This window comes from Halalkalibacter urbisdiaboli (assembly GCF_002156385.1).
GTDB lineage: Bacteria > Bacillota > Bacilli > Bacillales > Bacillaceae_D > Halalkalibacter_A > Halalkalibacter_A urbisdiaboli.
In genome coordinates this window covers 890,333-913,042 of record NZ_MVJM01000003.1, presented here as the reverse complement: position 1 = coordinate 913,042, position 22,710 = coordinate 890,333, and the positions used below count along the sequence as shown (strand labels likewise).

General features: G+C 36.5%; 27 protein-coding genes. 21 read left to right on the top strand and 6 right to left on the bottom strand.

The window, feature by feature from the left end; genetic code table 11:
- The first annotated feature begins 118 nt into the window (after window positions 1-118).
- A complete protein-coding gene (locus B1R93_RS18920) occupies window positions 119-310 on the top strand; it encodes an H-type small acid-soluble spore protein (protein ID WP_088105500.1) in 192 nt (63 codons plus the stop codon).
- A 271-nt stretch (window positions 311-581) separates the two neighbouring features.
- Window positions 582-1,298, top strand: a complete 717-nt coding sequence (locus B1R93_RS18915; protein WP_088105499.1) for a 3-ketoacyl-ACP reductase — start codon at window positions 582-584, stop codon at window positions 1,296-1,298.
- 58 nt (window positions 1,299-1,356) lie between these two features.
- Here B1R93_RS18915 and B1R93_RS18910 read toward each other — a convergent pair whose 3' ends face one another.
- Complete coding sequence (locus B1R93_RS18910; protein WP_088105498.1) at window positions 1,357-1,956, bottom strand: DsbA family oxidoreductase; 600 nt, start codon at window positions 1,954-1,956, stop codon at window positions 1,357-1,359.
- A 232-nt stretch (window positions 1,957-2,188) separates the two neighbouring features.
- Here B1R93_RS18910 and B1R93_RS18905 point away from each other — a divergent pair, with 232 nt between their 5' ends.
- From B1R93_RS18905 to B1R93_RS18895, 3 genes are all read left to right on the top strand, one after another.
- Window positions 2,189-3,142 carry a GGDEF domain-containing protein gene (locus B1R93_RS18905; protein WP_088105497.1) on the top strand — a complete coding sequence of 318 codons (954 nt, stop codon included), beginning with the start codon at window positions 2,189-2,191 and terminating at the stop codon, window positions 3,140-3,142.
- A gap of 217 nt (window positions 3,143-3,359) precedes the next feature.
- The gene (bglB, locus tag B1R93_RS18900; protein ID WP_088105496.1) at window positions 3,360-4,463 is read left to right on the top strand and encodes a beta-galactosidase BglB; all 1,104 of its coding nucleotides are present in this window, start codon (window positions 3,360-3,362) and stop codon (window positions 4,461-4,463) included.
- A 19-nt stretch (window positions 4,464-4,482) separates the two neighbouring features.
- Window positions 4,483-5,319, top strand: coding sequence for a sugar phosphate isomerase/epimerase family protein (locus tag B1R93_RS18895; RefSeq protein ID WP_088105495.1), 837 nt, complete (start codon window positions 4,483-4,485; stop codon window positions 5,317-5,319).
- 345 nt (window positions 5,320-5,664) lie between these two features.
- On the opposite strand, the gene B1R93_RS18885 is transcribed toward B1R93_RS18895, so the two are convergent.
- Window positions 5,665-5,934, bottom strand: coding sequence for a hypothetical protein (locus tag B1R93_RS18885; RefSeq protein ID WP_207634178.1), 270 nt, complete (start codon window positions 5,932-5,934; stop codon window positions 5,665-5,667).
- 135 nt (window positions 5,935-6,069) lie between these two features.
- Between B1R93_RS18885 and B1R93_RS23135 the strand changes: the two genes are divergently transcribed.
- Together B1R93_RS23135 and B1R93_RS18880 are read left to right on the top strand one after the other, a co-directional pair.
- The gene (locus B1R93_RS23135) at window positions 6,070-6,225 is read left to right on the top strand and encodes a hypothetical protein (RefSeq protein ID WP_165763828.1); all 156 of its coding nucleotides are present in this window, start codon (window positions 6,070-6,072) and stop codon (window positions 6,223-6,225) included.
- 133 nt (window positions 6,226-6,358) lie between these two features.
- Window positions 6,359-7,333, top strand: coding sequence for an aldo/keto reductase family protein (locus tag B1R93_RS18880; RefSeq protein ID WP_088105493.1), 975 nt, complete (start codon window positions 6,359-6,361; stop codon window positions 7,331-7,333).
- Between the two features lie 72 nt (window positions 7,334-7,405).
- Here B1R93_RS18880 and B1R93_RS18875 read toward each other — a convergent pair whose 3' ends face one another.
- Window positions 7,406-7,558, bottom strand: coding sequence for a YpzG family protein (locus tag B1R93_RS18875; protein ID WP_088105492.1), 153 nt, complete (start codon window positions 7,556-7,558; stop codon window positions 7,406-7,408).
- Window positions 7,559-7,624: 66 nt separating this feature from the next.
- Window positions 7,625-8,323, bottom strand: coding sequence for a hypothetical protein (locus tag B1R93_RS18870; RefSeq protein WP_088105491.1), 699 nt, complete (start codon window positions 8,321-8,323; stop codon window positions 7,625-7,627).
- 159 nt (window positions 8,324-8,482) lie between these two features.
- On the opposite strand from B1R93_RS18870, the gene B1R93_RS18865 reads away from it, so the two are divergent.
- A complete protein-coding gene (locus tag B1R93_RS18865) occupies window positions 8,483-9,124 on the top strand; it encodes a TVP38/TMEM64 family protein (RefSeq protein WP_088105490.1) in 642 nt (213 codons plus the stop codon).
- A gap of 22 nt (window positions 9,125-9,146) precedes the next feature.
- On the opposite strand, the gene B1R93_RS18860 is transcribed toward B1R93_RS18865, so the two are convergent.
- Window positions 9,147-9,986 (bottom strand): deoxyribonuclease IV, encoded by an 840-nt coding sequence (locus B1R93_RS18860; protein WP_088105489.1) that lies wholly within the window; start codon window positions 9,984-9,986, stop codon window positions 9,147-9,149.
- Window positions 9,987-10,081: 95 nt separating this feature from the next.
- Between B1R93_RS18860 and B1R93_RS18855 the strand changes: the two genes are divergently transcribed.
- The 10 genes from B1R93_RS18855 (at window position 10,082) to B1R93_RS18815 (ending at window position 19,147) form a co-directional block, all read left to right on the top strand.
- On the top strand, window positions 10,082-11,116 hold the full coding sequence (locus B1R93_RS18855; RefSeq protein WP_088105488.1) for a phosphotransferase: 1,035 nt from the start codon (window positions 10,082-10,084) through the stop codon (window positions 11,114-11,116).
- Between the two features lie 94 nt (window positions 11,117-11,210).
- The gene (locus tag B1R93_RS23130; RefSeq protein WP_165763878.1) at window positions 11,211-11,699 is read left to right on the top strand and encodes a hypothetical protein; all 489 of its coding nucleotides are present in this window, start codon (window positions 11,211-11,213) and stop codon (window positions 11,697-11,699) included.
- A complete protein-coding gene (locus B1R93_RS18850; RefSeq protein ID WP_165763877.1) occupies window positions 11,689-12,942 on the top strand; it encodes a glutathionylspermidine synthase family protein in 1,254 nt (417 codons plus the stop codon). The genes B1R93_RS23130 and B1R93_RS18850 overlap by 11 nt, the downstream gene beginning before the upstream one ends.
- Window positions 12,939-13,355 (top strand): DUF350 domain-containing protein, encoded by a 417-nt coding sequence (locus B1R93_RS18845; RefSeq protein WP_088105486.1) that lies wholly within the window; start codon window positions 12,939-12,941, stop codon window positions 13,353-13,355. Before B1R93_RS18850 ends, B1R93_RS18845 begins: the two co-directional genes overlap by 4 nt.
- Before the next feature lie 24 nt (window positions 13,356-13,379).
- Window positions 13,380-14,621, top strand: coding sequence for a glutathionylspermidine synthase family protein (locus tag B1R93_RS18840; RefSeq protein WP_088105485.1), 1,242 nt, complete (start codon window positions 13,380-13,382; stop codon window positions 14,619-14,621).
- A gap of 90 nt (window positions 14,622-14,711) precedes the next feature.
- Complete coding sequence (locus B1R93_RS18835; RefSeq protein WP_088105484.1) at window positions 14,712-15,734, top strand: potassium channel family protein; 1,023 nt, start codon at window positions 14,712-14,714, stop codon at window positions 15,732-15,734.
- A gap of 154 nt (window positions 15,735-15,888) precedes the next feature.
- Complete coding sequence (locus B1R93_RS18830) at window positions 15,889-16,377, top strand: hypothetical protein (RefSeq protein ID WP_088105483.1); 489 nt, start codon at window positions 15,889-15,891, stop codon at window positions 16,375-16,377.
- A 21-nt stretch (window positions 16,378-16,398) separates the two neighbouring features.
- Window positions 16,399-17,223 (top strand): DUF5667 domain-containing protein, encoded by an 825-nt coding sequence (locus tag B1R93_RS18825; RefSeq protein WP_088105482.1) that lies wholly within the window; start codon window positions 16,399-16,401, stop codon window positions 17,221-17,223.
- Between the two features lie 130 nt (window positions 17,224-17,353).
- A complete protein-coding gene (gene sigI / locus B1R93_RS18820; RefSeq protein ID WP_088105481.1) occupies window positions 17,354-18,067 on the top strand; it encodes an RNA polymerase sigma-I factor in 714 nt (237 codons plus the stop codon).
- Window positions 18,068-19,147 carry an anti-sigma-I factor RsgI family protein gene (locus B1R93_RS18815; protein WP_088105480.1) on the top strand — a complete coding sequence of 360 codons (1,080 nt, stop codon included), beginning with the start codon at window positions 18,068-18,070 and terminating at the stop codon, window positions 19,145-19,147.
- Between the two features lie 26 nt (window positions 19,148-19,173).
- Here B1R93_RS18815 and B1R93_RS18810 read toward each other — a convergent pair whose 3' ends face one another.
- Window positions 19,174-19,479 carry a hypothetical protein gene (locus tag B1R93_RS18810; RefSeq protein ID WP_088105479.1) on the bottom strand — a complete coding sequence of 102 codons (306 nt, stop codon included), beginning with the start codon at window positions 19,477-19,479 and terminating at the stop codon, window positions 19,174-19,176.
- A 207-nt stretch (window positions 19,480-19,686) separates the two neighbouring features.
- On the opposite strand from B1R93_RS18810, the gene B1R93_RS18805 reads away from it, so the two are divergent.
- The 3 genes from B1R93_RS18805 (at window position 19,687) to B1R93_RS18795 (ending at window position 22,558) form a co-directional block, all read left to right on the top strand.
- Window positions 19,687-19,872, top strand: coding sequence for a hypothetical protein (locus B1R93_RS18805; RefSeq protein ID WP_088105478.1), 186 nt, complete (start codon window positions 19,687-19,689; stop codon window positions 19,870-19,872).
- A 168-nt stretch (window positions 19,873-20,040) separates the two neighbouring features.
- Window positions 20,041-20,427 (top strand): ArsR/SmtB family transcription factor, encoded by a 387-nt coding sequence (locus B1R93_RS18800; RefSeq protein ID WP_088105477.1) that lies wholly within the window; start codon window positions 20,041-20,043, stop codon window positions 20,425-20,427.
- The gene (locus B1R93_RS18795; RefSeq protein ID WP_280949495.1) at window positions 20,417-22,558 is read left to right on the top strand and encodes a heavy metal translocating P-type ATPase; all 2,142 of its coding nucleotides are present in this window, start codon (window positions 20,417-20,419) and stop codon (window positions 22,556-22,558) included. The genes B1R93_RS18800 and B1R93_RS18795 overlap by 11 nt, the downstream gene beginning before the upstream one ends.
- Window positions 22,559-22,710 lie beyond the last annotated feature (152 nt).

The following is a 22,710-nucleotide window of genomic DNA, read 5'->3' as shown; positions in this document are numbered from 1 at the left end:
AGATAAGAAAATAAGTTAAACAATTTCCCGAAAATTATTAACTACTTCATGACTATGAATAAAGTTTATGTCTTAGTTACAAAATAAAATGAAAAACTTTAAGATAGGAGCGGAAGCCGTGGATATCACAAGAGCAAAACAAATCATCTCTTCACCAGCAGAGATCGAGGTTACGTATCATGGACAACCTGTATGGCTAATGGAGACAAATGATTCAAACAACATGGTGACAGTTAAATCAATGTCTCCAAAAGAAGAACAATTCGATTTACCAGTCGACTCGTTAGAAGAAGGCGAATCAAGAAGATAATAACTGGAGGCTAAGCAAATGGCAGATAAAAGAACGAAAACTAACAATGAACGTGCCCAAAAAAGCAACGAAGGAAATCAATTGTACCCAGAATATAACGATCGCGAACACCAAACTAAGAAAACGAAAAACAAATAAAACATATCAGCAGTGAGCTAACGTAATCAAAGCTCACTGCTTTTTAATGAGCTTATTTTTGAATTCTACTATTCAATATGAGAAAATATGTAAGTTAGATAATTTCAATTATTTTACAAGGGAGTGGATGTAAATGCGTTCATTGAAAGGACAAACGGCTTTAATTACCGGGGCTGGTCGAGGGATTGGACGTGCAACAGCGATCGCATTAGCTAAAGAAGGCGTACATATTGGATTAATTGGGATGACGAATGCTAATCTTGAAAAAGTAGCACAAGAGCTCAAAGAGATTGGCGTCAATACAGCATATGCAACAGCTGATGTCTCCAATCTTCAGCCAGTAGAAGAAGCTGTGTCTTATATAAAAAACGAGCTACAGCAAATAAATATTTTAATAAATAATGCCGGCATCGCAAAATTTGGTGGCTTTATGGATTTATCTCCAGAAGAGTGGGAACGAATTATTCAAGTCAATTTAATCGGTGTCTATAACGTGACAAGAGTAGTGCTGCCAGAAATGATCGAGCGTAAAGCAGGGGATATTATTAATATTGCATCAACAGCTGGACAAAAAGGTGCTCCCGTTACGAGTGCATATAGTGCATCAAAATTCGCCGTGCTCGGGTTAACTGAGTCATTAATGCTTGAGGTGCGGAAGCATAACATTCGTGTGAGTGCTTTAACGCCAAGTACAGTTGCGACGGACTTGGCCATCGAAACAAATTTAACAGACGGCAATCCAGAAAAAGTAATGCAGCCAGAAGACCTGGCCGAATTTATAGTCGCTCAATTAAAACTAAATTCTCGTGTCTTTATTAAGTCTGCTGGTCTCTGGTCAACAAATCCTTAAAACATTAAATAAGGGTGTCCCAAAAGGTCAAAAACAGGACCTTTTGAGATACCCTCATTCATAAATTTATTAACTCTTTATCAATAACTGACTCCAACATTTCCTTTGAACGCATCCCAGCAACGACCTTATCACCTATAACAAATGTTGGAACTGAGGTAATGTTGACCTCAGTTTGAGCATGCTCGAGTGAACGCTGGTGAAGCTCTTTATACTTCCGCGTCTCCAACGCTTCTTGAAATTCTTGTTCGTGTAAACCAACTTCTCCGGCAAGCTTTGTTAATACTAAAATATCGCCAATGTCTAATCCTTCTTGAAAAAAGGCCCGTAATATACGAGCGTTATAATCATTTCCCTTTTCATGCTCAAAAGCATATTGATATCCTTCGAATGCTAAGTGCGTGTATGGCTGAGGAGAGATATCAGGTAACACGATATGGACCCCCATTCGTTCAGCCAGTGGGTAAACAGATTGTTCCCAGGTTCGTTTCAAATAATCTCCTTCAGGCTTCAATGTTTCAGTTGGATAAGGTCGAAGTTCAAAAGGCATCCACTCTAAAGAGACATTCTTACCTTGAATCGCTTCTTTTAACGGAAACTCCGCCAGAAAACAAAAGGGTCATACATAATCTGAATAAATTTTTATTTTTAACGACATATCCTCTCTCCTTTCATGAATAACATGCCTCTTTTCGTCCGTTTAATATACAACGTGTTTGGTTTAATCTATATCGATTTCATGCTCTCCGAATGTAATTTTTTTGACAGAGAAACTTAAATGCAATACTTTTAACCTAAAACCAAAGAAGTGATTTTTTGATCAATCTTTACATTAATTTAACAATTACCTGTTATAATGTGATTAGTTTAAAAGATATGGATGGTGCATTATGATTACTTTTATTGGAGAAATTGCTGAAATGGTGCCTTGTTTATTGCCAACATCCATAAACAAGCATGTACATGAATTATTTAATGAGTATCCATCGTTACAAGGAATCGTGATTATCGATGATGACGCTCCGATCGGCTTAATTTCAAAAACACAATTTTACCAAAAGATAGGGAGTTTATATGGGTACAGCTTATATATGAATAGGACTATTGATTTATTACTTCATAATAACCCACTCATTGTCGATTATGCTGATTCCGTAACGAACGTTAGCACTTTAGCTATGAATAGACCGGAAGAGGATGTGTTTAATTACGTCATCGTTACGAAAAATGGAAAATTCTTTGGTGTCGTTAGTATTCAGAAATTATTATTAAAGGTTGCTGAAATCCAGTCGGTGCTTTCAACTTTTTTAAATCCATTAACGAAATTACCAGGGAACCACATGATTGAGGATAAATTAAAGCAAGTATTAAGCGCTGAACAATTTAGTGTATTGTACATTGATTTGGACCATTTTAAAGAATATAACGATACTTATGGCTTTAAAAAAGGCGATCAACTAATCCAAGAAACTTCAAAAATCATTCAAAGATTCATCAATTCTAAAAAAGACTTTATCGGTCATATTGGTGGCGATGATTTCGTTGTAATATTTCCGCATCACCACTACGAGTTTATTTGTCAAAGTATAATAAAGGATTTTAATGAAAGAATACAGCTGTTTTACGATAAAAAGGATATAGAACGAGAAGGGGTATATACTGAAAATCGGCGGGGGAGTATAGAAAAAATACCACTTGTTGCAATCTCCATTGCAGTTGTTACGAATCAAAAAGAAATGTTTCACACATCAGATCAAATTGTTGATGCGGCAACTAGACTTAAAAAAATATGTAAAATGAATTCTTACAGCTGTTATTTCACTAATCATACGTACGTAAATTAACCATGATTGTTACTAAGGTTTTCTTCATTATTAGTAGAAGTTCATCTAACCCATATAAACAGAAACAGTCTTTTTTGTTTTTCAACGAAATTGTCTGTTTTTTATTGTTTTATATGAAAATGCATTGACCTCATTATACTTCTAATCTAAAATGATAGAAAACCTTTTGAGAGCGTTATCATAATAACGTTGTTAAATGATTGTTGGAGGCGATAAAATGATAAAAAATGAAGTGTTTATTGAGCGTAAAGAGGTCATTCAGTATATTCATTTATTAATGGATAATTTAACAAAAATTAAGGACAATACCGGCGAATTTTTATTAAACTTTGATGGTCTAGTTGTTGATGATAAGAGCTGGCATGTTTGGAACTGGCCACAAGGCGTTGGTTTATACGGGATCTACAAATATTGGAAACTAACAAATGACCAAAAAGCTTTAGATATTGTTACAGATTGGTTTAAAGAGCGCTTTGAAGAAGGGGTACCACCAAAGAATGTAAACACGATGGCGCCTTTTCTAACATTGGCATATTTATATGAAGACACAAAAGATCAAACGTTCGTCCCCTATTTAGAGGATTGGGCAGAATGGGTTATGTACGATATGCCACGTACGAAGGAAGATGGGTTACAGCATATGACCTATGGTCCGGAAAATAAGAATCAACTTTGGGATGACACGTTAATGATGACGGTACTTCCTTTAGCGAAAATTGGGAAACTCTTTAATAAACCAGAATATATCGAAGAAGCAAAAAAACAATTTTTAATACATATCAAATATTTAAGTGATAGAAGAACAGGCTTGTGGTTTCATGGTTGGACGTTTGAAGAAAATCATAACTATGCTGAAGCACTTTGGGCAAGAGGGAACTGCTGGATAACAATTGCGATTCCAGAAATTATTGAGATTCTTGACTTGAAAAAAGGGGATTTCTTCAGGGAGTTCCTGATTGATACTTTAAATCGACAAGTTGAAGCTTTAGCAAAACACCAAGATGAAAGTGGATTATGGCATACGTTAATTGATGATAAGTCCTCCTATCTTGAAGCATCTGCAACTGCAGGATTCGCTTACGGAATACTAAAATCTGTGCATAAACGCTACATTAGTCAAGAGTATAAAGAAGTTGCTCATAAAGCCATTCAAGGATTAATCAAAGAAATTAATGAAGAGGGAACTGTTCAAAAGGTATCAGTTGGTACAGGCATGGGCGATACACTTGATTTTTACAAAGAAATAAAAATTACAGCTATGCCTTATGGTCAGTCTCTTGCGGTATTAAGTTTATCTGAGTTTTTACATTATTATATTTAATTTGAAAGGAGATTGAGATATGAACTTAGGAGTACGCGCTCATGATATTAATAAACATAGTGTTGAAGAATTAGTACAAGAAGTAAAAAGCAAAGGTCTCCACGCAGTTCAGTTAGCATTACCTAAATCCTTTGATTATATTGGGACCGAGCTTGGGACAGTCACACCTGGATTAGCTCATTATATCGGCCGTACCTTTCGAGAGAACAACTTACAAATTGCAGTTTTAGGTTGCTATATTAATACTGTTCACCCCGATTTAAATGTAAGAAGAAAAGAGATTGAACGCTTTAAAGAGTATATCCGTTATGCAAGAGAGTTTGGTTGTAGTGTGATTGGAACAGAGACTGGAACGATTATTCCCGGCGCTGGTTATACAACCGAAAACCATAAAGAAGAAGTATTGGATATGGTCGTAGAAACAATTCGTGAACTAGTAGCCGAAGCTGAAAAATTTGGAGTCGTTGTAGGTCTCGAAGCTGCTTTAACGCATCCGATACATTCGATCGAAACAATGAAAAAAGTTCTTGATCGAATTGATTCTAATAACCTTCAAGTCATATTTGATCCCGTAAATCTTATGAAGATTGATAATTATCAAAATCAAGAAGAGATCTTCAGTAAAGCATTTGAATGGTTTGGTGAAAAAATTGCCATTATCCATGTAAAGGATTTTGTTATTGAGGATAATTCGGTTAAAGTTGTACCGATTGGAAAAGGTTTATTGAACTATGATTTTGTCATGAAACTAATCAAAGATAGAAAGCCACATATTAACTTTTTAATGGAAGACCAAATAGAACCATTTATTGATGAAAGCATTGCGTATTTAAAGGAAAAATATGAGCAAGCATAAACTCCAAAAAAGAGATGTCATCGTTGTGACATCTCTTTTTGCTTTATTCTAGATACTATGTGCAATAAAAACGGATTACAATTCGAAAATTTTTAAAATTAGTCGAAGTAAAACCTTAGTTGAAGTATGTAAAAATATCTGGCTATCAAGACGCTGACCCATTCGGTTATTCAGCAAACGTACCGTTAGAGGAGGTCACTGAAAAAAGGTAAAAACCAACCTTTTTCAGCCCTTGATCCTGAAATGGCTGGAAACGTGGAACTGTTTGAGCAACCCAAACATGTAAGAACGAAGGCATTATTATCAAAAGTTCTATAATTTGTAAAGCTTGAACTACTAAGAGGTTCAAGCTTTTATTGTTAGAACTTCCTTTGTTTTCCGTTTGATTTTTGCTAAAGCACGCCATAAGCCAAACTTTACATCCTCTCGATCTTTTACTCGCTCATAAGTTTGTTCAAACACATCTGCCTTACAAGGATATTGCTCCCCATTTACATCAGTAATTAGATAATCCCCAGCCTTTCCTGTTAACGTTCCTTCGGGAGTTTCAATCGTTATAGTCCTTGATAACATAACAGCTTCAATAATTACCGGTTTCCTCCGATACCTTGCCAAAGCTATCACCCCTATTTTTCGGATTTTTCAAACCCTTTATAATATCGTACTCATTTGAATCCAATACGTGACAAACATATAGTAGTCTAGAAGCTCATATTCGATCATAGATTTAGAATAAAGGGAGGCGATGTTATGATTCCGGCTATACTTATTCAAATAGCATTAGTTATTATTGTCATTCGCTCGGGCTACAGGGCAATCACAATATTTAAAAGTTTCCGAAATAATGTTTTAGATCTTCTCTACCATGCTTCGATTTGTATTATCGCCTTATCGTTTCTAATTTAAATTTATCCCGCTTGGATCATGATTCCAAGCGGGATAATAATGTTCGACTTGACAGGAGAATACGAAACATATCACGAATATGTTAATATAAATGTAATTCAATTTATATATTTAATTAGAGGGGATAGGTAAGATGAAATACAGACGAGTTGGACAAAGTGGGTTAAAGGTAAGTGAAATCGGACTAGGAAGTTGGCTTACATATGGTACGGTAGCTGAACAGGAGGCTGCGAACGCTTGTATCAAAAAAGCATTTGATTTAGGGATTACGTTCTTCGATACGGCCAATGCGTATAACCGAGGGGCAGGGGAAGAAGCATTAGGCTCTGCGTTAAAACCATTTTCTCGGTCAAGCTATGTATTATCAACAAAAGTCTTTTTTCCGATGGGTGAGGGGCCAAATGAGCGGGGGCTTTCAAGAAAACATATAGTTGAACAATGTGAGGCTAGCTTGAAGCGGCTTGGTGTTGACTATATTGATTTATATTTTTGTCACCGCTATGACAATGAAACACCGGTCGAGGAAACATTACGAGCACTTGATGACCTCGTTGCCCAAGGTAAGATACTTTATGCAGGAGTAAGTGAATGGAGCGCTGCACAAATAACAGATGCGGTTCATATTACAGAAAAACGAAACCTACGTTCGTTCATAGCTAATCAACCAATATATAATATGTTTGAACGCTATATTGAGGAGGAAGTATTGCCGGTTAGTGAGCAGGTTGGCCTTGGACAAATTGTTTTCTCACCTTTAGCTCAAGGGGTGCTCACAGGTAAATATAAGCCAGGAATTGAAATCCCTAAGAATAGCCGTGCCGCAAATAATCAAGTGAATAATGTTATTACAAGCTACTTACAAGATGATGTCCTGCAGTGTGTTCAACAATTAGAAAACGTTGCAAGTGAGTTAGGTGTAACGCTCTCTCAGCTTTCACTAGCATGGGTACTGCGCCACACAGGAGTTAGCTCAGCTTTAATTGGGGCAAGTCGCCCAGAACAGATCGAGGAAAACGTGCAAGCAACAGAATTAAACCTTTCACAAGGTGTTTTAACTGAAATAGAGCAGATTCTTAATCAAGTAAAGAATTTTGCCCCTTTAAGGTAAAAACGTCGAACAAAAAAAGAAAGAAGACATAATGCCTTCTTTCTTTTTATATTCTGTGATGCTCAGTAATCCTTACCATCTATGAGCCTTCGCGTTTGATCTAAGAATTAAGGTCGATTTGGACATCTCCGTGTGACCATTTACTTGCGATCCCGTACGCTTAGGTCTCGTCCAATTATGGTGAAACAGTTGAGAATGCTGATCCAATTGATCTTTATAACTCATCAAATCACCTCATGGTTTGGAATGGATTTTCTGAAGCAGTTATAGTATGTACTCTAACGACCTTCATTAATCAATCTCTTCATCCATTAACGCTGTTAATTGTTTGAAAAACGTTTTGTTATAAGCGGTTATGAAATGAACGCGCGCTTTATTCAGTGGAATCATTTGTTTACAAGCTCGTGCTTTACATGTGACCTCAGACTGGTTACTCCGAACTAAATATTGTTTCCGTTTTTTACAAGCAGGACAAGTCGCGTTAATAAGGTGAACCTTAGCCCCGTTTGAAAAAGTCCCTTTCGTTAAATCCTTTGTCTCCTTTGATAACTCCTGAAATAATACAGCATTAGTAGCCGCACGCCCTGTTCGTTTAATAAGAGTATCAAATGTAAGAATCGGATTAGGATTTCTCGTTGGATTCCGTTTTACGGTAATATTATCGTATTCGTCCATTTCAAGTAAACCATAGCCTTTTGGTACTTCTTCTAACTGTAAAAGTCCAACTGGAGTCATTAAGTAGGCATAATCGGCAAGCGCATGATAGCCATAGGGTTCATGTAGAACACTATCCCTTAAAAAGTCGGCACGTGAAACCTTGACCTCTATAATTCGGGATTCTTTTCTTTTTATATTAATCCCCACTGCGTCAGCCTTTACTTGTTTTCGGCGAAAAAACAATTTTACTTCATTGGCACAGAGGTCGACCATTTTGTCCTTAAGCCAATATAGTGACTGAACTTTAAGATGTTCATGAAGTGTACTTTCCATTATTTGCTTCCTTTCAATCCCTTTGAATATATGATAACAGATTGTTTTTCTTAGATGTAGAAGTATCCGTTGAAAAAAAGTGAACTTTTCTTTTTAAACCAATGTTTTATAAAATGGGATAAGGGAATAAACAAGTATAAGGAAAGGGGGGGCAATTTGATGAAAAAAATAATAACTAGGGGAATCGGTGCTCTCATCGTTGTTCTAATATTATTATGGACTAATTTGACTTTCTTGGATATTGATCCAGATGAATTTCGAAATTGGATTTTATCCTTCGGTTGGTTTGCACCACTCTTTTATATTGTGCTATATACGATAAGACCGCTCATTTTATTTCCTGCATCCATTTTTACCATTGTTGGTGGACTAGCCTTCGGGGTTACGTTTGGAATCATTTTTGCTTTAATCGGTGCAACGAGTGGGGCTATTTTTTCTTTCTTTGTAGCAAGAAAGGTGAGTTCTCGATTTATGAAGAAAAAATGGACAGGTGTTGCAGAAACTATTGAAAGCCAATTAAAAGTTCGAGGTTTTCTTTACATTCTCGCGCTTCGATTAATGCCAGTCATTAATTTTGACTTAATTAGTTATGTTTCGGGATTTTCAAACGTGAGGTTTAAACCATACTTTTTCGCTACATTTTTTGGGATTATTCCTGGGACGATTGCTTATAACTTGCTTGGAGCAAGCTTTGTTGAGCAAAATCCACTTACCATTATTCTGGCAATTCTCATGTTTATTATTTTAATCCTAATTCCACTGATTTTGCGTCGTAAATTTAAAGGGAAATTAGATATGTAAAAGAGGGGACCAGAAGTAGATGTTACATTTGGCCCCCGAATGACCATTTATTAAGCAATGAAATTTCGTCTTGATGGGTAATTCCCTCATCTTTTGGTGTTTCTAATATAACGAGTTTATTCTTTAATGCTTTAGAATGTATAAGCATTTGAATTTGCTCAGGGGAAATATGTCCCTTCGTAAGATTTGCATGACGGTCTTTTCTGGAACGAAAAGGATATTTTGAATTATTCATATGAATCACTTCTAAATGCTCAAAATAGCCAAGTTCTTCTCCTTTTTCAACTACTTGAATCCAATCCTCGCCATTCCATAATCCACTTGCAAATGCATGACAAGTATCAAAGCAGAAGCCAATCTTGCTAGGATCGTCAGTAAGCTCACGTACTTGAACCATTTCCTCAAGTGTAATCCCCATATTTGTTCCACCTGCATTGTTCTCGATCAACAATTTGGCTTGACCATCCCATTGGGCTAAAACTCGATTTAACATCTCAATCATCTTTTGATAGGCTTCTATAATTTCAATGGTTTTAGTCGTACCGAAATGAACAACAATTCCAACCGAGCCACACGCCTCAGCAATGTGTAAATCATTGAGGATTGAATCAATGATTCTGTCTTCTATTTCTCGTTTATCTGGAATCAACTTCGTAGGGTAAGGCGTATGAGCGACACTCTTAATTTGTTGCTCCTTACAAAACGTCAAACACGCTGATGCATCATCATGGGAAAATTCCTTTACCATTAAGCTTCTAGGGTTTTTAGGAAAGTATTGAAATGCTTTTCCCCCTAATGCGTGTGTTGCTTTAGCGGCATGAAGATATCCATGTTTAATACTAACATGACTTCCAATATACATACATTTCACCTGCTTTTTTCATCTCGAACGATTATACTAAAGATACATTTTTATATTGTTTTACAAAAGCAGATTCTCATTCAAAGGAGCACGACATGTTAACTGAAACAATTGACGATATTTTAGGACATTATTTTACTCAAACAACCTGGTCTGTATTTTTTGGACCAAGCGGCTACAATAATACAACACGATACGTGAACGTTGGTATGAACACGTATTTATTACGCGTATATGAAACGCATAATGATGAAGCAAAAGTGAAATTCGAACACGAAGTCCTTTCAAAGCTCAACAAATTTGCTAAGCCGTATTTTCAGATTCCCGTTCCGTTGTTTACTCTGAATGGTGAAACAACATATGTCCGAACAAAAGATACTAATAAAATTGCCTGCGTGTATACCTTTATTGAAGGAAAAAATCCCTTACTTCAAAATGAATCACTGCTCATTTCTTATGGTCAACAGGTTGGACATTTAGTCGGTTTGTTGAAAGATACCTTAATCGAACAACCTTGTTCATATAAACCGTACTATGAGATTGGGGAGGCGTACAAGCATTATTCAATTGATTCGGTGATTAACTGGTGTACAGATCCGCCATCAACATTTATAACAATTGAGGATGAACTTAAATGGATAGCAGAGCAGTTTCTTAACCTACAACATTCATTATCACAATTGAAAAGCCTTCCACATCAACTCATTCACGGTGATATTAATGCATCGAATAGTTTAGCTGAATCTAACCGCATAACAGCATTTTTGGATTTTGAGTTTGCTACTTATGATTTACGTGCTATGGAACCCGCGGTGTGTCTTGCAGAACTATTTGTTGATGTCAAAGGGATTGATATGGAAAAAGCAAAAGCGTTCATTTCAGGGTTCTCATCGGTTGTTACGTTATCTAATGCCGAAATTGAGGCTATTCCATTATTAATCCAACTCAGAAGACTTGACGTATTTGTCCATTTTCTTAATCAATATTGCGAAGGTGTGAACAATGAGTCCATCCTTTATGAACAGATCGTTAAAACAGCATCAATTAAACAAACATCTGATGAGGACAGAAACCTTATCTCATTTTGGAAAAACGCTCAAATAAACGAAACACTTGGTAAAAATAGTTAGTCTTTTATGTTAACATAGAGAAAGCGTGACACCACTTGAGCAATATGAAACTTTATAACTTTTGGTTCGTAAATAAAAAAATGGAGGTGTTAATATGAAAAAGCCTAAAACAGATCAATTACTTAAAGGCGTAATTGGAACTAGTTTTGCTCTGACTAGTTTAACAGCCTGCTCAACAGCATCAAATGACCCTTTATTTTCTGTACCTGTTGAAGAGGCCCCGACAAACTCTGCTGCTCCCGAAGAATTACCACCTTCCCCCGAGGAAGCTGACTGCGATACGTGGAAGTGGGATGAAGAAGCAGAGGGCTATCAATGTGCAGAGGAAGGTTCGGAACATCATGGTCATTATTATTATGGTGGGAGCTGGTTTCCAACAATTGCTGCTTTTATGGCTGGTCGTGCGATGGGAGGAAAAACTGGCAGCGGTACGGTAAATCGAGAAAAGAAAAATGTCACACAGCCTAATCCGAACACCGGTAATAAAGATACAACTACTACAAATCCATCAAAAAATCCATCAACATCACCAGGATCTAACCCTCGTTCCGGAATGGGGGGCGGTGGTAGCTTTGGAGGGTAACCATAAGCAAGCTCGAAATCATTTTTATAATAAAATCACTGACTTTTGGGACCGGCTTTATAATCAGGAGTACGCTTTATTTGATTGTCTTGAAATTGAACATTCAGAAGTTACTGAAATAAGAAAAGCAACAAAGGAAGTCTATTCAATCTTCAAAAAAATAAATCAGGTTTGCCAGCAAGCACCTGATGAAACACTGGAACAATTAGGCTTTCCTAAGCAAGCTTTTCCGTTTTTACGAATGAAGCTTCTGCCATATGAAACGGTTATTGGACGCTTTGATTTTGTAAAAACAAAAGAGGGTCTAAAAGTAATTGAATTTAACTCAGACACTCCTACTTTTATCCGAGAACTCTTTGAAATTAACAGTTTAGTCTGTAAGCATTTCGAGTTACAGGACCCAAATGATGGAGAAGTTGAAGAGTTAGGAAGAGCTATTCGCAACAGTGTCTACCATTGTGCGAAAACAATTGGAGTATCCAATCATCCTTACGTTGTCTTTACTGCTCATGAAGAAGATATTGAAGACCGTGAAACCATGAAGTTTTTAATGAAGGTCGCCCAAATTAAAGATTCAGCATTTGTCCCTTTACATCAGCTACAAATTATCTCAGAAGGCTCAAATAAAGGGGTGTATGATCCAACAGGTAAACGGATCTCAATTGTATACCGGCATACATATCCATTAGAAGCGTTACTAGACGATATCATAGAGGATCAGTTTCCAATTGGGATTGAATTTATGAAGCTTGTTCAAGCACGAGCAGTCGGCATGCTCAACCCTGTTTCGGCATTTTTGATGCAAAGCAAGGCTGTTATGGCTCTGATTTGGGGGATGATGGAAGCTCAACACTCATATTTTACTGAAAAAGATAGAGAAAGTATTCGCCGATATTTTTTACCGACCTATTTAGATGAAGATCCTTTTATCGAAAAAAACGAGGTGTATGTTTCAAAGCCTGTTTTTGGGCGAGAGGGGAATACGGTCGAGGTGAAGGACGCTGGTAAAGCTGTTGTCACCCAAGGGGAATCGTATCAACATTATTTGAAGGTTTATCAAAAATATGTTGACCTTCCCGAAAAAATGGTAAAAACAGAAAACGGACAGAAGAAATCATACTTATTAATTGGTAGCTTTATAATTAATGAAAAACCCAGTGCCTTTGGCTTTAGAGCAGGCGACAAAATTACAAATAACTTATCCTATTTCTTACCTTGTGGAGTGAAAGGAGCAATAACATGAACATTTCGTATTATTTGCAAACCTTCGATCATTTTTTAATTTATCTAGCTACGTCATTAGTTTTATTTTTAATTGGGACCTATATTTTTAAATTTATAACCCCTTACTCTGAGCGTGCCCTTATAAAACAAGGCAATATTGCCGTTTCTCTTAAGCTTTTAGGGAAAATGACTGGGCTTGTTGTTGTATTACAATCAGCGATTCGTCATTCCATTAATTTAATTGATTTAGCCATTTGGGCCGTAATCGCTATTATTGTACAAATTGTGCTTCATCTTGTAATTGAGTATGTATTTACTCGTAATACAAATTTAGCAAAAGAGGTTGAGAACGGTAATGTTGCTGTCGGATTATTTTTAGGTGGCGTGTCGGTTTTAGTAGGTTTAATCGTCGCTGCGACAATCAGCTACTAATTAGCTGGAAAGGGAGGACTTACGATGCTTCCATATAAAACACTTGTTGAACCATTTCATCCAGAAACCTATTTAAAAAGATGGGAAGCGGTTGAAAAAAAAGTATCCGCACAAGGCTTTACGTGGGCGACACTTTATGAAAATTATGAAGACAATCAATACATGAGTGATTCAATACTTCTCGTACCCAATGCAATGGCAAGAGAAATCGAAAATGCAACTAGGGCGGTTGACGACATATTCAAAAAAACGTACGAACAAATTGAGAAAAACCGATCAATATTAAATCAATTGGGTGTGCCTGTGATGCTCTGGGACCTGTTTTTAATGGAAAGCCGGACAAGATTTTCATACTTTTCAAGGTATGATTTTATCGCATCTAGTAAGGGATTAAAGGTAATCGAGGGCAATATTGATACCCCTTGTGGCATTGTCGAAGCGGCAACAGGCCAAGACATTCTCTGCAAAGAGCATAATGAGACGAATCCCAATTCGGACATAAATCAAAAAGTAAAAGAAACATGGGAACAAGTGATCCGTGATTACAACATCCGATCATCTGAAACGTTGTATTTCACAACTGCAGATTGGCATGATGAGGATAAGCAAACTGTTCATTATTTAATGAGCTTATATCCTCAACAAGCAAAATACATACCACTTGAGGAGCTAGTCGTCGAGAAAGAAGATTTAAGAACCCCGACTGGAGAAAAAATCGAGTTTCTTTTTCGATTATGGCCACTTGAATATTTTCTAGACGAAAAAAGCAACACAGGCGAACCAATTGGAGAGCAATTTCTCGTTCATATAATTGAAGGAAAAGTGAAAATTATTAATCCACCAGCCTCCTTGCTTATGCAATCAAAAGCAATCCTCGCTTTGATTACAGAGAAAAAGACAGAATGGTACACGAGGACCGAGCAAGCTGTAATTGATAAGTATTTTTTAACAACATACTCGTCCCCTGAATTACTTCATTCTTATGTGAAGAAACCTGTATTAGGTCGTGAAGGTGGAGGAATTAGAGTGGTGCAAAACGGTACAGTCTTAGAGGAAGACGTTGATTACTATCAAGACCAACGTGCAATTTATCAGGAGTATTTTCCGATGCCCGATCAAACAATCGGGACTTGGGATGGACCTTATACCGGGAAGCTACTAATAAGCTCACATGTCATGAACGGTCAACCAAGTGGACTCGTTTTTAGAGTAGGTAGTTATATAACCGGTAATTTATCAATGTTTGTTGCTTATACAACAATATAAGCTAGTACCTCCATAGCAATGCTCTAATCGCAACTTGTCCTGTATGAGAAACCTGCGTTTTTTTCAAACACGATGAAAGGAGGGATTTCCATGCACATCCTATTAAAACTAGGCTTAAACTTATTAAAAATGAAAAATCTAACACTCTTGCTAACAACCGTTATTTTCATTCTCTTTTGTACTTTTTTTATGTATTTTCTTGAACCAACAACTTTTGAAAGCCCTCTTAATACTTTTTATTTCGTAATGACAACCTTTTCTACCGTAGGCTATGGTGATTATTCACCAATATCGATGGCAGGAAAGCTATTTGCTGTTTTTATGTATTTATTCGGTATTGGCTTACTAGGCGTCGTTATCGGAAAAATAGTCGAAGCGTTTACGATTTTCAGACAGAAAAGGGAGGCAGGAAAGGTGAATTATCAAAAGGAAAATCATGTAATGATTATCGGATGGAGTAAAAAGTCCGAATTTGCAGTTGAAGAAATTCTTGATTCTGATCCTAATGTAGAAATTGTTATTATTGATACATTAGAAAAAGCACCTGTTGACTATACCCATTCTAGAATTCACTACATACAGGGAGACCCAACCGAGGAAGAGACTTTACGAAATGCCAATATTCAAAAAGCAAGATCAGTTATTATTTTTGCAGATGACAATATCCAAGATCCCTCTTTAAGGGATGCAAAAACCTTACTTGTCTCTATTACGGTTGAAAGACTAGCTCCAGCCGTACATACGACTGTTGAAGTCATGACAGAAAGTCACGTCTCCAACTTTTCACATAGTAAAGTTGATGAATTTATTTTATCACAGGAAACGATTTCTCGCCTTGCTGTTCGTTCCGCCTTATATAAAGGAGTTAGCCAAGTATATTCACAGTTAATTAGTCGTCAACATGGGGAAGACTTATATAAAATTGCTAAAAAGAAGACATGGGTTACATATCATGATGCCTTTCAGGATTTGCTAAAACAGGGAGCAACACTAATTGCAGACAGGGATAATCTTGACATTAATCGCCGTCTCCAAGAAAATATTCCTGATAATGCGGTGCTATATATTATCTGTAATAAAGAATCCTATCAAATGATAAAAGATGCGCTTTAAAATCTTGAAAGATACAGCAGGATGTTCCAATTGGACATCCTGCTCCTTTTTATTTTTAATATTATTTTTAAGCCCCCTTAAAAATAAAATCAGGATCGTATAGAGTAATGTAAGCAGCTGCGATAACCTATGTACATAGAAGAGAGGTGCCTAAATGTTCAAACCACGTGTGTTTTTGCTATGCATAGCAGTTTTGATAGCTGTTGGAGGATGTAGTTCACAAAACAGTGTGATTAAAGCAAGTGAAAAAGAAAAAGTTGTATTTTTTGAAAACGAAGAGGCTGGCTTAACAATCTATGAATCAAGTAACTGGGTGTTAGACTCCGTCGTATCGAATGAACCTTTTAATGCAACTTTTAAGCGGGACGATGTTCGTGCAATTGTCTCCATCATTCCAGGAGAACGCTCCCTTGAGCAAATCAAACAAGAGCTTAAGTTAAATCGAGATTTTGTAAAAGTACTTGATGAATCTGAAGATTATCTTTCATTTCAAATGAGGGAAAACGAAAGCATTCGTTCTGATATTTACAGAGAACAAGCTGGTGAAGAAACTTTAATCGTTACATTCTTAACACCACTCGAAACATATGAACAAAATAGTGCAAAAGCAGAAGAATTCAGAAAAAACATTGAAATACATTAAGTGAAGGAAAGGAAGAGACGAATGAAAAAAATGATAACTGTTCTATTAGCCTCAACATTACTAGCCTCAACTGCATACGCCGAGGAAGAAACAACAAATGCAGAAGCTGAAACTGCGCAAGAAGAGACTGTCACTGTCGAAGATGTTAGTATCGATTATGAATTAATTGACTTTGTTGATTTATACCAAAAAGTTGCAGTCGAATTAACAGACAGTGAAAAAGAAAAAGTCTCATTATTAGCTGAGTTTGTATCTCAAACAATTGATCAAATTACTGGTCTCCTTGCGGAAGGACGTTACGAAGAGGCTGCCAGATTATTAGAAAAATATAATACTAACGTTGAAGCGATTCAGGAGCTTATGGTACCTGTAACGGAAGAGAACATTGAAGAGTCTGAAGAAGAAGCGGATGAAGAAAAAGAAGAGTTAGAAGAAATCGTTTCTGAAAAAACATCCATGCGTGGTGTTAACCTACAATTAATGCTTACTCGTGATGATCTTCCGGAATCAGCGCGAAATGGTATTGAAAAAGCTCTTGCGAATCAGGAAAGAGCGAAGCAAAAGCGTGAACTAGCACACGAAAGAAAAGAGCAAAAGCAACTAGAAAAAGAAGAGAGAAAAGCTCAAAAGGCTGAACTTAAAGCAGTAAAGAAAGCTTTAAAACAAAAAGAGAATGAGGACGTATCAGACGACGATTTTTCGACAGAAGAAGAGACTACATCAGTTGTTAAAGAAGATGAGCTAAGATCAAAAGAAGGCAAAAAAGTGAAGAATGATAAAGCAAAAGGACAAGACAAACAAAAAGGGAACGGGCTTGGAAAAGGGAAAGAAAAACAAGACAAGTAATAGCGAAATTGAACAGCCTTACGAAAGAAAATTAGACGATGGGTAACAGCTTCTAGTTGTTACCTATTTTCTAGTATTCTTTATCGTGCTATCTTTATAGAAGAGCGCAACTGGAGAAGGTGTTGGCACAATGAATAGTGATGAACAAAAAGAGTTAATATTGGCAAAATCAGGAGATGAACTTGCGCGCGAACGAATGATCCGGCATTACAAACCATACATCATTAACGCAACGGGACACATCTCGAAAAGATATATTACATGGAGCGATGAGGAAGCAAGTATAGCCCTTCTAGCATTTAATCGAGCAATTGATACTTTTGATGACAACGGAGGCAGACAGTTTTTAAGCTATGCTTATCTTTTAATGAACCGTGATCTCATTGATTATTTCCGAAAAGAAAAAAGAGAAAAACATCTCTCGTTAAACCTATTAGCAGGAGAAGAAGAAACGGCAGCAACCGAACAAGAATTCAAAACATCAGTCGCTCATTTTCAAAAACAAGTCCGTTCAATGGAAATAGTAGAAGAAATTCTTGAGTTAGATGAAGCACTCCGTCCATATAAAATTTCGTTTGAAGAGCTAGAGGACCACAGTCCAAAACATCGTGATTCAAGAATGCATTTGTTTGAGGTAGCCTCTAACATAGCAGCAGATAGTGAATGTATGACTCAGTTACAAAGAAAAAAGAAGCTACCGATTTCAGCGATTTCAAAGAAAATGGGTTATAACAAAAAGCTGTTAGAAAGGCACCGTAAATACCTTATAACGCTAATCTTACTTGAGATAAATCCACATTGGGAACAACTTTCGCAATTTATAAGAAAAGAGGAGGGACACTAGATGAAAACGATTAGTGGGATTGTAATGAAAGTAACGAACACACAGATCGTCCTACTTACCGAAGAAGGTACGTTTAAAAATATACCGAGAACAAAATCGTCATCAGATATACCATTGATAGGTCAGACATTTACCTATGTCGAAAAAGGAAAAGGAACGTTCTCCCTTTATAAATACGCTTCCGTTGCAGCAGTTTTTGTTTTCTTATTAGTGGCTTCATTTATGTTTCCGTTTGGTGGTCAAGCGGAAGAAGCATTTATTATAACAGTTGACATTAATCCAAGTATTGAAATCGTCACAGATGAACAATTACAAATCATTCGAACGAAAGCTTTAAATGAAGACGGCAAACAGATTTTAGCTACCATTCAAACAAAGGATCATTTATATGATGTTATGCAACAAATTGTCGATCAAACTGTTAAACAAGGCTTTATCCATGAACACTCTCTAATAGCAACTTCAGTTGTACCATTAGAAGAGAACGACACTACAAATATACTTAAACTTCAACAATCGATAGAAGCGTCTCTTGAACAAAATCATCAAACATCAGACGTTGTTGTTGTTCAAGAAAAGAAAGACTTATATGAAGAAGCAAAAAGTTTAAATATGTCAATTAATTATTTAAAAGAATATAAAGTTCTCGAAAATATGGGGATCGTAACAACGCCTCAAGAAATCGAAAATAAAAGCCTTTCAGAGCTGAAAAAAATGGAAAAAGAAAACCGCGGCAATTCTGATAAGAAATTGAAAGATAAAGACGAACAAAAACGTAATAAACATGAAGAAAACTCGAATAACAACCGTTCTAAAAAGACAGACAAAATAGAAGATGCTCAAAATAATAAAACACCTGGTACTGGTCAAGGACAGAAGGAACAAAACAGTAATAAGGAGAAACAAGCCGAACAATCAAATAAAGGAAATGAAAAGAATGTAGATAAAAAGGAATTCAAAGAACATATTAAAAACGGTCAAAATAACCAAGGAAAAAAGAGTCAAAATCATTCTCAAAAGAAAAAAGTTCACAAGATAAAAGATACGAAAAATGTTTCAAAAGAAGGAAAAAAGGAATAAATAAAAAAGGTGTGACAAATCAAATGTCACACCTTTTTAATGTCCTTATTAATTTCTTCTGTAACAACGAATGCCAAATCATCGTTTCCAAATAAAGAGAGCACACCTAGTAATGTTTCATTTGCAATCTCTTCTGATTCCTCTTTTGGAACTGTTAATTCGAGAGCATGCTTTAATGCATGATTCACAGCTTGATTCGGATAAGCGCGCAAATACAATTCTTCAGGATCGAGATGATGATTCACACACCATTGTGCAAAAACGAGAATCATCATATGCTCGTCTTTTTGATAGTTGTTAATGATTTGTTCTTCCATTTCCTTAGAATTCATGTTTTCACCTTCAGTATAAAATTTGTTCTAGATTTACAAGCAATCGTGCTAATTAGTGCTATCTTAACAAAATAGAAGCTATATTAACAACAGAAAACCTTTCAATTCTACATAATCCCTTATATAATGTAGAAAGATGCTATCATCCACTAACAACATGATAGCAAGATGATAGCATATGATAGCAAGGTATTAAGGAGGGAAACTGTGGAGAATGAAAGTAAAATCCAGTTGAATGTAAGGATTGATAAGGACACATCAGATAAATTAGATGAAATCGTTACATATTATCAAGAAAACACTAAATTCGGTAGAGTCTATAAAGGAGATGTTTTAAAAGATATTATTGAAAAGGCACATCAAGCTATGCTAAAAAAAAAATCTATGCGTTAATTGAACCGAACTAAGTTAAATGACATACATATAAAGCAGTCTCCCAGAAAATAGTGGAGCTGCTTTTTTAAAATTCATTCAAATGTTCATTTGATTATTTGATTGACAGTTGGTCAAATGAAGCATAAACTAATAATCAAATAACTATTTGACTGAAGGTGTATGCGTATGAATAAACCAACAAAAAAAATACAGGATACTTGCGAGGTTTTCTGTTATGACGAAGCTAAGGTTAAACGAGTAACTACAATCGTGGGAGCAGAAAATCTCACACCAATTGCGGGTATTTTTAAAGCTTTAGCTGATGAAACGCGATTAAAGATTGCTTATAGTTTATTACAAGAAGATGAATTATGCGTTTGCGATGTTGCCAATATTATAGGAGCAACAACTGCGACCGTTTCACACCATTTACGTCTGTTACGTAATTTGGGGATTACGAAAAGCCGCAAAGAAGGGAAATTAGTATTTTATTCCTTAGATGATGAGCATGTTAGGCTCATTATTAAAACTGCAATTATTCATGGGAAGGAGGTAAACAATCGTGAAGAATGAACATGTTCGTTCCGATCAAAAGCAAGTTTACCGTGTTCAAGGTTTCAGCTGAGCAGGCTGTGCAGCTACGTTCGAAAAGAACGTGAAGCACCTGGATGGTGTTTCCGATGCAAAAGTTAACTTTGGTGCCTCCAAACTTACTGTATATGGAGAAACAACAATTAAAGACTTAGAAAAAGCAGGAGCTTTTGAAAAACTAAAAGTCACTTCAGACTCAGGGGAGCCTCAGAAATTAGATAAGGAACCTTTTCTTAAGAAAAATAAAACCGTTATTCTCTCTAGTATTTTTCTAGGTCTTGGATTCATTGCCCAATCTATATATGGAGAAGGCCATTTAAACGCGATTCTTCTTTTTATTGTTTCTATGGTTATTGGTGGGTTTTCACTTTTTAAAGTAGGTGTCGTGAACTTAATTCGTTTACAATTCGATATGAAAACATTAATGACTGTAGCTGTAATAGGTGCTGCCATTATAGGGGAATGGACGGAAGGTGCAATCGTCGTAATACTCTTTGCCATAAGCGAGGCACTTGAGCGTTATTCTATGGATAAAGCAAGACAATCAATTCGTTCCCTTATGGATATCGCACCAAAGGAAGCAACTATAAGAAGAAATGGAAAAGAACTTGTTATAAATGTTCGGGACATTGAAATTGGTGACATCATGATTGTAAAGCCAGGGCAGAAAATAGCGATGGATGGTGTCGTTATAAGTGGGTATTCCGCTGTCAATCAAGCAGCAGTTACAGGAGAATCTGTACCAGTCGAAAAAACGAACGGTGACTCTGTATTTGCTGGTACGCTTAATGAGGAAGGCCTTCTTGAGGTAGAAGTGACTAAGCATGTGGATGATACAACAATTGCGAAAATCATTCATCTTGTTGAAGAAGCACAAGGGGAACGTGCCCCATCCCAAGCATTTATCGATCGATTTGCCAAATACTATACACCAATTATCATGATCATTGCAGCGTTAATTGCGATTATTCCGCCTCTCGTTTTTGACGCACATTGGACCACTTGGCTGTATCAAGGGCTAGCTGTCCTCGTTGTTGGTTGCCCATGTGCACTTGTCATTTCAACTCCCGTATCCATTGTAACTGCAATCGGTAATGCAGCAAAAAATGGGATTCTTGTAAAAGGTGGAGTCTATTTAGAAGAAGCGGGAGCATTAAAAGCCATTGCCTTTGATAAAACAGGAACATTAACAAAAGGAGAACCAGTAGTAACAGATTTAATTGTCTATAAAACTGAACAAGAACAACAAGACATAGTACGAATCCTTACAGCTCTTGAATATCGCTCTGGACATCCACTTGCTTCAGCGATTGTCAAAAAAGCTGAACAAGAAGGGATTTCATACAAAGATGTTTTGGTTGAAGATTTTTCTTCTCTCACAGGTAAAGGAATAAAAGGGGTAGTAGAAGGGACAACATATTTTGTCGGAAGTCCAGCTTTATTGACTGAGATACTAGTTCATAAAATACCTTCTACGACAGAAGATGACATTCTCCGTATGCAAGATCAAGGAAAAACCGTGATGATGATAGGAACAACGCAGCAATTGTTAGCAATAGTTGCGGTTGCGGATGAAGCACGAGAAACGAGTCGGGAAGTAATAAAAGAACTCAAAGCTGCAGGTATTCATAAAACGATTATGCTAACAGGTGATAACCATCGTACTGCGACTGCAATTGGGCAACAGATTGGCGTAACGGTTCAATCAGAACTGATGCCGGAAGATAAACTGACCTATGTTAAAGAGTTGCGCTCAGAGTATGGGAAGGTAGCAATGGTTGGAGATGGTGTAAATGACGCACCTGCTTTAGCTGCTTCGACTGTAGGAATTGCCATGGGTGGTGCAGGAACTGATACAGCCCTTGAGACTGCTGATATTGCTCTTATGGGGGATGATTTAAAGAAGCTTCCATATTTGATTCGACTTAGTCATAAGACAATGGCGATTATTAAACAAAATATTAGCTTCTCGATTGGAATTAAGCTTCTTGCTTTATTGTTAGTCGTGCCTGGTTGGTTAACTCTCTGGATTGCCATTTTAGCAGACATGGGGGCAACGATTATCGTCACCTTAAATAGTTTACGTTTGTTAAGAATCAAAGATAAAAAATAGTATTGTAGCCCACTAGGATTAAATTAATTCTAATGGGCTTTTTCATGCGTTCTCATTATCGAATATAAACAACATATAGAGTCGATACAATGTAAACGTAGAACTAGGTAAAGCCATTTAGAATCGTTTTCATTTGCTTGAGAACTGTCATT